Raw genomic sequence first — 12770 nt, forward strand, 5'->3', positions numbered from 1 at the left:
TCTACATAGATAGAAGGCTACTGTAATTTTTGCATGAAAGGAGAATAGAATGAAACACATAATAAAAGACATATTAATAAATTATTTTAAAGAAATTCATTCACTAGCAGTGGAAGAAGAATTGCATAAGGATAGTTGGAATACGGATCTGCATTATAAAATAATGGTAAATGGAAAGCGATATTCCGCAAGATTTATAAATAGCAAGCGAACAATCAATCCAGCCTTTGGGGCGTTATCAAACGAACAACTGATAGAGCAAGTACGGTTTACCTATTATTTACGCGAACATGAAATTCCTTTTATGCAGATAAACAAGAATAGGGCAGGAGAGCCATTTACACTTGTCGCTTGGAATGATGAACAATACCGATTTGTATTGTCTAATTGGATTGAGGGAGAACATATTATGCATTGCACAGAAAATATTGTAGAAGCCTTCGGAAAGGAAGCAAGAAAGATTCATGATATTTCTTGCGCATTTCAAAGCTCGATTTTTCAAAAAATATCTCATTTGGATGGGTATGTTGAGTTTATTAATATGTTAGAAAGTAGGGCAAGCGCATGTAAGGAATTGCGGGAGTATATAGATCTTGCTAAATATCATATAGAGTGCGCATATACGAGTGAACTAGAATTTATCGTACAAACAGATTTAAATCCTTTGAATGTTTTATGGGACTCAAGTCAAAAGGTAAAAGGAATTGTGGATTTTGAATCTATTAGTTATGTTGACCGCATTGAAGGACTAGCCTTTTTAATAAAATGGTATTCTCGAACAGAAGGAGTACAGTCTCATGAGGTGTGTTCGAAGGTTGCTAGTTCATTTTTAGTAGGGTATAAGGCCCATAATATTTTAACACCAAATGATTATAAGAGATTTTCTTCCTTGTTATGGTTATCCGGTAGTTTGAATTGGAATTTTGTGAAGAAAACGCTAGGTGTAATAAGTGATGAGAGGGAATTAGAAGAACATTTGGAAGTTTATAGAGTGAGGGGAGAAAGACTATCTTCATTATTAACTTGTACATAACATGTATTCTCCTAGTCTGGGACTCAAATAAGAAACCATTTTGTTAATTGTACCTGGTGGTGGCTGGAATCATAAAGCAGAGCATGGGGCACGAAAGCAAGCAGAGCTTGGAACTTTGACTAAAATGATTAGCGAGATGCACAATGCAGGAACAATCGTTGCTGGTTGTGTACAGGAGGTATGCTATTAGCTGCCTCTGGTATATTGAACGGTCGAAAGGCAACGATGCACTATTTGGCACAGGATGAAATGAGTGAATACGGGGCAGAGCTTCTTCATTACAGAATTGCGGATCAAGGGGATGTTATCACTGCAAGAGGAGTCACTTCAGGAGTTGATTTGGGACTTTGGATCACGGAAAGATTCGCAAGCCCTAAAATTGCGGCTGCTGTTGAATACAGAATGGAATATGAGAGGCGAGGTGTTGTTTGGAAGTAATTTGCTTTCTTTTTTATCCTATTTTAAATGGGAGGGGGAGCTGCCCATAAAAGCCCAATTCATATGTACTAATAATCAGTCGGGATGCCAAAACTCCTACTGATTAAAGTTTCATTTTATAATTTTTACTTTATTAAAAGTTGATTTGTTAGAAAGGATAATCATTTATTGATATAATGAATGGATGCGTGGCAGGAAATAGATAGAAAGATACTGCTAGTAATTTATACTTAAAATGTAGGGAGATTGAACAGAGTTATGGGGACAGAAAAAGAAATTAGTTCCGCTAAATTAATATGGAAGATGACGCGCCCACATACATTAACGGCGACGTTTTCTCCTGTAATTTTAGGAACAGTGGCATCACTTTATGTTGCCAAAATTGATTGGCTGTTATTTATTGCGATGATGGTTGCATGTTTAGCATTACAAATAGCAACGAACTTATTTAATGAGTACTATGATTTCAAACGTGGATTAGATACCGCTGAATCCGTTGGCATCGGTGGCGGAATTGTCCGTCATGGATTGAAGCCAAAAAATGTGTTAACAGTTGCGCTTTTATTATATGTCGTAGCAGCTTTTATTGGCATTTATATTTGTATGAATAGCAGCTGGTGGTTAGTGGTTATTGGTTTAATTGGGATGGCAGTTGGCTATTTATATACAGGCGGTCCATTACCAATTGCGTACACCCCGTTTGGAGAATTAGTTTCCGGGTTGTTAATGGGGACATGTTTTGTACTCATTGCTTTCTTTATTCAAACGAATACGATAACGATGGAAAGTGTATTGATTTCCATTCCAATTGGAATTTTAGTCGGTGCAATCAATATGTCGAATAACATCAGAGATATCGAAGAAGATATTAAAGGTGGAAGAAAGACATTAGTAATCCTCCTTGGGAGAGAGAAAGCTGTGGTAACACTAGCGGTAGCCTTTTTCATTGCGTATTTATGGATTGCCGTAATTGTATTAATGGGTTATATAAGCCCTTGGGCATTAGTTATGTTCCTAGGTTTGAGAAAGCCAATTTCTGCGATTCAAAGTTTCCAAAAAGGGGCAAAGGATCCTGGGTATATGCGCATCGCAATGAAATCAACAGCGATGACAAATACGATTTTTGGCTTCTTATTATCAGCAGGATTATTAATTAGTTACTTGTTTTAAATAAAAAATATGGTTAAATAACTTAACCCAATTTCTCAATTTTAATATGGAGAGATTGGGGTTTTTATTTTTGTATTTCTTTAATAATGATTAAACTCTTTTATAAATCTACACTATTTAATAGTTTAGTTGAGATAAAGGTTAGGATGGTTAGAGGAATGATTTTTATATTTGTTTAAGTTTAGTACTTACTGTCATGTAGTATTCCTCCTTGTAAATGTACTTCAAAATATAGAGTGCCTATTTTGAAGTACATTTACAATGTTAGGGTTATGCGAATGAGAAATTTTATAGTTAATCATTCAAAGAAGGAATGCATGGAATAGTTTTGTCCCAATAACAAAAACTAACAGAAATAAAACGATAATATATAAAGGAGATTAAATATGCTGAAAAAGATAGGAAGAATTTTCCGAGTATTCCTCTTTTTATTTATCGGTGGATGTTTAGTTCTGTTTGTTTGGGGTGAAATTGACAGAATTCTAGCCGAAAAAAATGGGGTATTTAGCCAGAATTCTAGCCAATATCCTATGCGCCAAAGTGATATTACTATGTATACAGATGGGAAACAGTTAAACAATCAACTATTCTCAGATATAGAGAAAGCAAAGCATTACGTGCATATTAGCTTTTTTTCTATTGCTGATGATAAAGTAAGCCATCAGTTTCTAGAGTTATTGCGAAAAAAAAGTCAAGAAGGTGTAGAAGTATACTATGCTTTGGACAGGTTAGGTGGAATTTTACTAAAGAAAAAGGAAAGAGAATTATTAGTTAAAAAAGGAGTTCATTTTACATATTACAATAAACCTGCTTTCCCTTATCTTTTTTCTTCTTTGGATCATCGGAATCATCGTCGTATTTCAGTTATTGATGGAAAGGTTGGTTACATTGGCGGATTCAACATCGGGAATAAGTATTTGGGGGGAAAGGAAAAACTTGGTTATTGGAGGGATTATCATCTTCAAATACGAGGAGAAGGAGTTCAAGATTTAGAACGCCAATTTGTATTAGATTGGAAGAGAAACTCAGAGAAACCGATTCCGATACACATTGCGATAAAGGAAAAGGGAGCAACCTCGCAACGATTTACTGCATATTATAGTGGAAAAAAACTTGGGCAAGATTATAAAATGCTGTTTGAACAAGCAAAGGAATCCATTATTATATTAACACCTTATTTTATACCAAAAGACAAAACTATTTGGAACGCATTAGTAGATGCAAGAAAGAGGGGAGTCCGTGTCAAAATTCTATTCTCACCTCATTCGGATGCACTATTAGTTAAAGAAGCAGCATATCCATATATCCGAAAAGCATTAAAACAGGAGATGGAAGTATATGGTTATAAAAAAGGGGTGTTACACGGTAAAGTATTTTTGATTGATGAAAAAGTATTGATGGTTGGGACCGTGAATTTTGATTCACGCTCGTTTCATTTAAATGAAGAAATGAACTGTTATATTCATGACCCTATCTATATTTCGAGAATAAAACCAGTGATTAATGCAGACTTACAAAATTCAAAGCAAGTAACATCCTCTGACGTCAATCAATTATCTATAAAAGAAAAAATAAAAGAAAGGGTTGCAAAAATGTTTGAGTATTATTTGTAAAGACAATGTATTTTTATACTTGGGTAACAGGGGTTATATGTTTAGTGATTTTACGTATTCTCCATGGAATCAGCTGGGCAGTTGCTACAAGTTCGATAGAAAAGGTTGTGATTGATGTATTCCACGATCTCGTCGTGGAGAAGCAATGGTATGGCATGGTTTTAGGACCAGTATTAGGTCTTTGGTTAATAAAATCATTTTCATTCCATTATCTATTTCTTCTATGTACAGGATTAGCACTTGTTGCATTCATACTTGAACTTGGTACAAAAATAACATCAATTCAACATGCATCAAAAAAACGCTAAGCAAAAAATACAATAAGCTGCCCATATGGACAGCTTATTTACATAATTTTCGTTACAGGTAGTTCATTATTTATAAGTTAAACTCATTTATTTTTTGCCCTCTTTACTTGACGTTGTTATAGAAGAAAAAGTATAAATTATAAGAGCTAACCAAATAAAGGTAAAAGATATAAAATGAGCTTTTGTTAACGTTTCGTTATAAAGAAAAACACCGGCTATTAGTGACAGAGTTGGTGAAATATATTGGAGAATACCAAGCATAGATAATGAAACTTTTTTAGCACTCTTTGTAAATAATAAAAGTGGTAGAGCTGTTACTACGCCACTCCCTATTAATAATAAACTGGTTGAAACAGAATTGAAAAATTGTATTTGAGATTGAAACATCAAATAAGCCAAATATACTAACGCAATAGGCGAAATTACCATCGTTTCAAGTGTTAATCCAATGACTGAATCTGTTTTAATCATTTTTTTGGCTAAACCATAGAATCCAAAGGTAAGCGCCAAACTAAGAGAAATCCAAGGAATCACACCATAATGGAACGTTAGTGTTAATACACCAATGCCTGCTAATATAAACGCAAGAATTTGAGAACCACTTAACTTTTCTTTTAATGCAATTACACCGATTAACATACTTGTTAAAGGATTAATGTATTGACCAAGACTTGCTTCTAATATTTTCCCATTGAGCACTGCCCACATAAAGATGCCCCAGTTTGAACTAATCAGTACTGAAGCAATAAAAAGTGACCAAACTAATTTTGGATTTTTAACAATTTCTTTCATGAATTCAACATATGTAGACCATTTCTTCATGAAAAATAAAAGTACAAGCATAAAAATAAAGGACCAAAAAACTCGTTGTGCTAGAATTTCTCCTGAAGATACGTGTTGAATAAGCTTCCAGTAAATTGGAGTAATACCCCACATAATATAAGAAAGTACTGCAAACACAATGCCATCTTTTTCATTATTTAATTTCATTCTGAGCCTTCTTCCTAAATATTTAAGTGTTAAATTACCTGGTTTGTTTTAAATAGCTATTAGTAGTAGGGGAGTAGGGAAAGTACTGGTGTAATCCATTTTATTACAAATCATGATTTTAAATCAATATATTATCGTTCTTTTTTGATCGGAAAAGGAACGTCGAGTTTTTTTATATCGTCCGAATGAGATAGCCTATTTTCAATAAAATTCATATTTTCTGCGAGTGATGGAAACATAGGCTTTATTTTAGTTGTTGACTGCTTTGAGTTTTGATGAGTCTGTTTTATAATTTTTACCCCATATCAAATAAAGTTAGGCTGTTACCTTTTGTCTTTTATAGAGACATTATGTTAATCATTTCATCATATATAGCTTTTGGTTTCTTATTTTATTTGTAACTAAACGATTTTTGGCTGAATTTATAGACATTGAACAAAATTTAATGTCCTTTATCTATTTGCAATCTAAATATAGAGATCTAAAATATTCACATTTAATTCAACAGAAAAGATAATGTCTTTTTTGCTTTATAAATAGTGCAAAATCTTAGTTTAATATTGGTGGGATGTTTTTAAATAAATTTTTCGGTACCTTGCAATGAACAGTAGCATATGGTAAGTTATTACATAATATGTATCAAATAATGTTCAGTACTGTTTAATGAATAGTACTGAACATTCAAGAAAGGAGTGAGGATTTATTAAATATACAAATATAAAAAGGATATTTTGGAACAGTTTGTCCTTGTGTGGGTGTATGAGTCGGAATTTTCAGTCTATTGAATTTTAAGGAAGACTTCAACTTAAATCAAAATGAAAAAATAGTAACAAGAGTGTTCTAAGGAAAAGAAGTAATTTCTAGGTTTAAAATACATGTGAAAAGAGTAGGATTACCGTTTGTTAAGACAGAGTGATGCTTGTAAAAATAATCATTATGAAGATGATTACGAATTTGATGTTACCCTTTTAACATTGGTGGAGATAATAGAGCTAAGTAGTTAATACGAACAAGCAAGCAACTACACTTACAATACGAATAGAGGAGAGGAATGCCTTTTGAAAATACGTAGTCAAATTACATGTGCAAGTCTGGCCCTTTTAATAGCTGGAAGCTCTCTATTATACACAACACCAACTTCAATTGTAAAAGCAGAGCCCACTCAAAATATAGTTGGTTCATTACAAACAAGTACTCAACGAAATCGTACCTTTGTCAAACAAGCAATGCAAGATACATTGCAACTTGGATACCCAGGAATACTCGCTAAAACTTCTCAGGGTAGAAAAACGTGGGGGTATGCCGCTGGTGTAGCGGATTTAAGAACTAAGAAACCAATGAAAACGGATTTTCGTTTTCGCATTGGAAGCGTGACGAAGACGTTCACGGCAACAGTTATCCTTCAATTGGCCGGAGAAAATCGATTAAACCTAGATGATTCAATTGAAAAATGGTTACCGGATGTTATACAAGGAAATGGATATGATGCTAAACAGATTACTATCCGTCAAATGTTGAACCATACAAGTGGTATCGCTGAGTACTCAAGATCAAAAGAAGCTGATTTTACGAATACCAAAAGATTGTATACCGCTGAGGAGCTAGTGAAGATTGGAATCTCAGCACCTCCAGATTTTGCTCCAGGAAAGGGCTGGTCCTATTCAAATACAGGATACGTATTACTGGGTATGCTTATTGAAAAAGTAACTGGAAATAACTATGCAGAAGAGATTGAAAATCGAATTATTGAACCACTTGAATTGTCAAATACATTCTTACCTGGAAATTCAAGTATCATTCCAGGCAACAAGCACGCCCGTGGCTATGTCCAACAAGAAGAGGGAAGCGAGCTAAAAGACGTTACTTATTTTAATCCAAGTATAGCTAGCTCAGCTGGTGATATGATTTCTACTGCAGACGACTTAAATAAATTTTTTTCTTATTTGCTTGGTGGCAAATTACTGAAAGAAAAGCAACTAAATCAAATGTTTACTACAGTTCCCGCAGGAAGGGGAGGAATCAATGGATATGGTCTAGGAATTTTTGAAATTAAACTTCCTAACGGTGTCCCGATATGGGGACATACAGGTGGCATTCCAGGGTTTGATACTTTTGTTGGAGGGACACATGGAGGTAGGCATATGTTGGCCGTCAATTTGAACAGTATGGGTAGAACTGAGAGTCCTGGTCTTTTTAAAAGTATTTTACTTGCTGAATTTAGCAAGTAGATAGAAAGATAAAATGGTAATTTATGAGATGTTTGTAGTTGAACAAATAAGGAATGAAATCAATCATTTATCTAAGGAGGTAGTTCTCTTATGGAAAATAAACAATTTGGGATGTTAGCCGCTACCTTGGCTCTAACGATGACCCTACCAACAGGAGCGATAGCGTTTTCTAGCAGTAAGGATCCGATTGTAGCTAGCCAAGAAGTTGCTAGTAAAGAATTAGAAAAGATTGCTGCAGAGAACGCTGCACTGCTTACGAAGTCCTATGAGACGACTAGCGTGCAGTATGCGGTAATTGATAATGGTAAACTGATTTTGTCGGGTCAGACAGGAAAGAACGATATAGAAGGGAAACAGCCATTAACCAAAGATACTCTATACGGGATTGGTTCAACTAGTAAAGTATATACAGCTGCGGCTGTTATGAAACTAGTAGACGAAGGAAAAGTTGATTTGGATGCTCCTGTTGCCCGCTATATTCCTGAGTTCAAAATGAAAGATAATCGATACAAGCGCATTACACCACGTATGCTATTGAATCACTCTTCGGGTTTGCAAGGTATGACGTTCAATAATGCATTTTTATTTAAAGATAATGATACTTATGCCCATGATATGTTGTTGCGGCAACTATCCAGTCAAAGCTTGAAGGCGGACCCTGGCGCATTCTCGGTATATTGTAACGACGGCTTTACACTGGCTGAGATTTTGGTAGAAAAAGTAAGTAGGATGAGTTTGACTGAATTTCTACATCAAAAGTTTACAAAGCCATTAAAACTAGAGCATACGCAAACACCTCAGGACAAATGGAGGGACGAAAAGCGGGCTGGACTTTATTCTCCGAAGTACCAAGGACAGCTTCCCATTGAAATGGTGAATGTGATTGGTACGGGAGGAATCTCTTCTACTGCAGAAGATGTGGTGCGATTCTCGCAATTATTTATGGGACAGGGAAAAGAAATCCTTTCTAATAAAGCAATCAAGGAGATGGAACAAGAGGAATATAAAAAAGGAATGTGGCCAGAGGATGGAGATAATGTGTTCAACTATGGCCTTGGCTGGGATAGTGTGAAACTATACCCATTTGATAGATATGGGATAAAAGCTTTGTCTAAGGGTGGCGACACGGTCCTGCAACATGCGTCATTGGTCGTGCTTCCAGAACAGAAGCTGGCAGCAGCTGTATTGTCCTCCGGCGGCTCCAGCATGACTAATCAACTGTTGGCAAACAAATTACTGCTAGCCAGGCTTAAAGAGAAAGGGACAATTAAGGATATAAAACCAGATAAATCTTTCGGCAAGCCAATCAAGGCTAAAGTGCCTCAAGACGTGGTAAAAAAAGCAGGATTTTATGGAAATAGCTACAGCCATTTCAAAATAGAAATTACGAAGAAGGGAGAACTGTTTTTACCAACTAAACCAGAAGAAAAATATGTATATACGGCGGATGGAAGCTTTATAAATGAAAAGGGTACTTCCAAGCTTAACTTCGTCACTGAGAAGAATGGAAAAGTTTATTTAAGAGAGAGCACATATGAATTATCACCGGGATTGGGGCAAAATGTGCTGACTCACTATTTAGCTCAGAAATTAGAAAACAATGTGTTACCGAAGAAAACAGCTGCTGCATGGGCGAAGCGCGAGGGCGGCAAATTCTACCTCGTTAACGAAAAATTTAATTCTATGAACTATCTAGGACAACTAATACCTCTTAACACACAAATTACGCTCAAAGATGGATATTGGGACGGCAAAAAAATTACAGGTCCCAATACGGCGACGCATCAAATTCAGATTCCCGTGATGAATGGGCGTGATACGAAGGAAGCACATTTCTATATAGAGGACGGTAATGAATACATGAAGATGGCCAGTTTTTTATACGTCAGTGAATCCAACGTGAAATCGCTTGATGCAGGTCAATTATCAAAGGTTACACTGCAAGCAAATGGGCATGCGAAATGGTTTACGATCCCGCAAGAGGCAGCAGGGAAAACAATGACGGTGGATTTGCCATCAGGGAGTTCATTCTCGGTGTATGATGAGAATGAAGTATGCATCAATTTTACCGTTGTGAGCGGCAATAACATAGTGAAACTACCGGAGAAGGGAACGGTTGTATTTGCTGGCGCACCGAACTCAGAATTTACTATCACATTGAACTAGATACAATTCAGGATAGACTTCAATAAAACAATACGACATGGAAACGATGTTTTATTTGTATTTTAAGCATTTCCTTTACAAAGAGAAATTCCACGAATGATATTACTCTTAAATTCTTAGCTTAATATTAATGGGTATTTCTTTTTGTTCGTAAATTTAAAATGTTTAATATGAGGGATTGTGTTTCCGAACGACGCTCTAGCGCTCTAACCAAAAAGGCTTGGGGAAAGAAAAATAAAATTTTATAGATTAATATTCCAATTGTATTCTATATATTTACATTTAAGTAATTAATTTGTATTATTTGTTTGTTAAAAATATAATTAAAGGAGTAGTTAAAATGAAAAAAAGAATTCTTATTCCTGTAATGAGTATAGGTTTTCTAGTCTTTGGTGCATTTTATAGTCCTGATCAGAATACAGTTTCTGCCCAAATTAACACTGAAAAATTATCCGTTAATGAAAGTGAGTTTTGGCTTGGTAATGGAAATCCAATAAAATATTCCCCATATTACAACACTATTATTGGGAGTGCTGATTTAAGCTCATCTAACGAAGGAAAAAGAAGCTATGTAGTATTTGAGTTTTATAATTTACGAGGTGATTTATCACATGTAGCAAGTGCCAATATTCTTCATCACTCGAATCTTCAAAAATTCTCAGTTCCTATAAAATATTTAGAAGAAGGTAGTTATTCCGTAAAGGTCAAGGTTATAAACGCAAAGGTAAATCCAAAAACCATTAAATTTGTTCATAAATAGTAAGGTGTTAATGCAATTCAATAATTAGTACAATATGATGGTTTAAATAGCATAGAGACACCTTTGGGTGTCTCTATGTATACAAAAGCCCTACTATCCTATGAGAATGGTAGGACCTTTCTATACTATTTATTATCCAATCCATCATTTTTTTATAAACATATTGGGTTTCTCAAAAATACACCAGTATTCCATTCGTCACTATAATGAGCATACTTGTATTTGTTGGGGCACTTATTTTCGATTAATTAGAAATTATTAATCTTAAAAGGAGAATTAATAAATATGAGCACGAAGAAAAAAATAGGGAAGAAGTTATTACTTGTTAGTGCACTTTGTGCAACAACAATTCCTTCAGTTTCCTATGCGGAGGAAGGAATTTCACCTAAAAATTTCGAGGGTACTCCAAGCATGTTTGAGGGGCAGAATAAGGATGTATTGAAATCAAATCTATATCCCAATACATATAAAAATCCGTTCAGCCACCAATTTAAATCGACATTAAAGGAAACAAACACAAATATAAGAAAAATAGACAATATTGACGATAAAAATCCATTTATACCTAATGCTCTTTCATTTATCCGTTATATGCATAATGAAGATTATAAATCTGCATTTGATTTAACTTCTCGGTCATTACAGAAAGTAATATCCGAAAAATGGCTGAAGAACTATTGGAAAGAAATCCCTACGCAATTACAAGCGGGTTCTTTTATAGAAATCGGGAAGGTTTCACAAAAAGAGATAAATTCCGTCCATACAAATGTAGAGATTCAATTAGTTTTTGAACAAATTACTGTACCTTTACTAATGAAACTGGATCCATCTGGTAAAATAGATGATTTTCAACTCAGTATGCCGTTTAGTCCTGTTGTAAATCGGCCATCGTATAGTAAGCCTGAATCATTTGTTGATAAAGAAGTAGTAGTTGGAAGTGGTGCATTTCCATTACCAGGAACATTGTCTGTTCCAAAAGGAAAGGGTCCTTTCCCAGCGGTTATTCTTGTTCACGGAGGTGGAGCAGCCGATCAGGATTCAACTGCGTATGCTTTAAAACCATTTCGTGATTTAGCTGAAGGTCTTGCCTCGAAAGGAATTGCTGTCCTTCGCTATAATAAACGAACCTATGAACATGGATTGAAAACAGAACTTAGTCCTTTTTATACAGTTGATAAAGAGACAACAGATGATGCTCTTCTTGTGACTCATTTTCTTCAAAATGAACCTATGATAGATAAAAAACAAATTTATATTCTTGGTCATAGTCAAGGTGGGATGGTGATTCCAAGGATAATTGAAAAAGATCAAAATCAAAATATTGCGGGGGCAATTGTGATGGGAGGAGCGGCCCGTACAATTCAAGATGCTGCTTTAGACCAATTGAAGTATCGTTTGTCTATTGGAGCAATAAACCTAGAAGAATATCAATTTTACAAATCGCAATTTGAATTATTAAACAACCCTAATTTCTCTAGTCAGAATCCTCCAAAAGATTTTTATTTAGGATCACCAGTATTTTGGGATTCTATTCGCAAAATTAAAGCAGCAGAAATGTCAAAAAAACAACAGACACCGTTATTGATTATGCAAGGAGAAAGAGACTATCAAGTTCAATCCAAAATCGAAATTCCTCTTTGGAAAGAACAATTAAAAGAGCGAGATAACATTGATTATCGACTATATCCAAAATTAAATCACTTCTTTACAGAAGGAGATGGGGAATTAAGTAAACCGGATGAATATTATAGTCCTGCTAATATTCCTGAGTATGTTATAAATGATATTGCTAATTGGGTGCAAGGAAGATCGAAATAAAATTAGCAACCATATTTTTTAGTAGCTATTTTCAGTTCTTAAGATAGACTCATTTTTAATAAGATAAATATAATTATATCATGATGTAAATAACTATAACGAACGGATTAAAGTTTCTTATTCAAATACTTTAGATACTCATATCTGGGGACATCATCCATGCTTATCGATTTAATATTTGGAAGTATATACAAATACCCTAAACAAAAAATGTTTAGGGTATTTGCTTTTCTTAGGTTGCTGGCG

The 12770-nt window shown here is 34.8% G+C and carries 8 protein-coding genes and 2 pseudogenes; 9 read left to right on the forward strand and 1 reads right to left on the reverse strand.

Features of this window, described 5'->3' with window-relative positions:
- Positions 1 to 49: 49 nt before the first annotated feature.
- The 5 genes and pseudogenes from ACTFRY_RS08450 to ACTFRY_RS08470 all read left to right on the forward strand — a co-directional run.
- Positions 50 to 1033 (forward strand): phosphotransferase, encoded by a 984-nt coding sequence (locus ACTFRY_RS08450; RefSeq protein ID WP_044795119.1) that lies wholly within the window; start codon positions 50 to 52, stop codon positions 1031 to 1033.
- 40 nt (positions 1034 to 1073) lie between these two features.
- Positions 1074 to 1471, forward strand: a pseudogene (locus ACTFRY_RS08455) (DJ-1/PfpI family protein); the annotation flags it as partial.
- Between the two features lie 258 nt (positions 1472 to 1729).
- Positions 1730 to 2641 (forward strand): 1,4-dihydroxy-2-naphthoate polyprenyltransferase, encoded by a 912-nt coding sequence (gene menA, locus ACTFRY_RS08460; protein WP_044795118.1) that lies wholly within the window; start codon positions 1730 to 1732, stop codon positions 2639 to 2641.
- Between the two features lie 386 nt (positions 2642 to 3027).
- Positions 3028 to 4254: a phospholipase D-like domain-containing protein gene (locus tag ACTFRY_RS08465; RefSeq protein ID WP_098616817.1), complete on the forward strand. Its 1227-nt coding sequence runs from the start codon at positions 3028 to 3030 to the stop codon at positions 4252 to 4254.
- Positions 4242 to 4556, forward strand: a pseudogene (locus ACTFRY_RS08470) (MFS transporter); the annotation flags it as partial. The gene ACTFRY_RS08465 and the pseudogene ACTFRY_RS08470, both read left to right, overlap by 13 nt.
- 93 nt (positions 4557 to 4649) lie before the next feature.
- On the opposite strand, the gene rarD reads toward ACTFRY_RS08470, so the two are convergent.
- The gene (gene rarD / locus ACTFRY_RS08475; RefSeq protein ID WP_098616816.1) at positions 4650 to 5552 is read right to left on the reverse strand and encodes an EamA family transporter RarD; all 903 of its coding nucleotides are present in this window, start codon (positions 5550 to 5552) and stop codon (positions 4650 to 4652) included.
- 1058 nt (positions 5553 to 6610) lie between these two features.
- Here rarD and ACTFRY_RS08480 point away from each other — a divergent pair.
- The 4 genes from ACTFRY_RS08480 to ACTFRY_RS08495 all read left to right on the forward strand — a co-directional run bounded on the left by ACTFRY_RS08480 (position 6611) and on the right by ACTFRY_RS08495 (position 12524).
- Positions 6611 to 7780, forward strand: a complete 1170-nt coding sequence (locus tag ACTFRY_RS08480) for a serine hydrolase domain-containing protein (RefSeq protein ID WP_016118226.1) — start codon at positions 6611 to 6613, stop codon at positions 7778 to 7780.
- 90 nt (positions 7781 to 7870) lie between these two features.
- On the forward strand, positions 7871 to 9946 hold the full coding sequence (locus ACTFRY_RS08485) for a serine hydrolase domain-containing protein (protein WP_098616815.1): 2076 nt from the start codon (positions 7871 to 7873) through the stop codon (positions 9944 to 9946).
- A 340-nt stretch (positions 9947 to 10286) separates the two neighbouring features.
- Complete coding sequence (locus ACTFRY_RS08490; RefSeq protein ID WP_061663746.1) at positions 10287 to 10706, forward strand: hypothetical protein; 420 nt, start codon at positions 10287 to 10289, stop codon at positions 10704 to 10706.
- Positions 10707 to 10991: 285 nt separating this feature from the next.
- Entirely contained in the window at positions 10992 to 12524 is a 1533-nt protein-coding gene (locus ACTFRY_RS08495; RefSeq protein ID WP_000104852.1) for an alpha/beta hydrolase, read from the forward strand.
- The last annotated feature ends 246 nt before the right edge of the window (positions 12525 to 12770 follow it).

This window comes from Bacillus cereus group sp. MYBK195-1 (assembly GCF_051916605.1).
GTDB classification, from domain to species: Bacteria; Bacillota; Bacilli; order Bacillales; family Bacillaceae_G; genus Bacillus_A; species Bacillus_A cereus.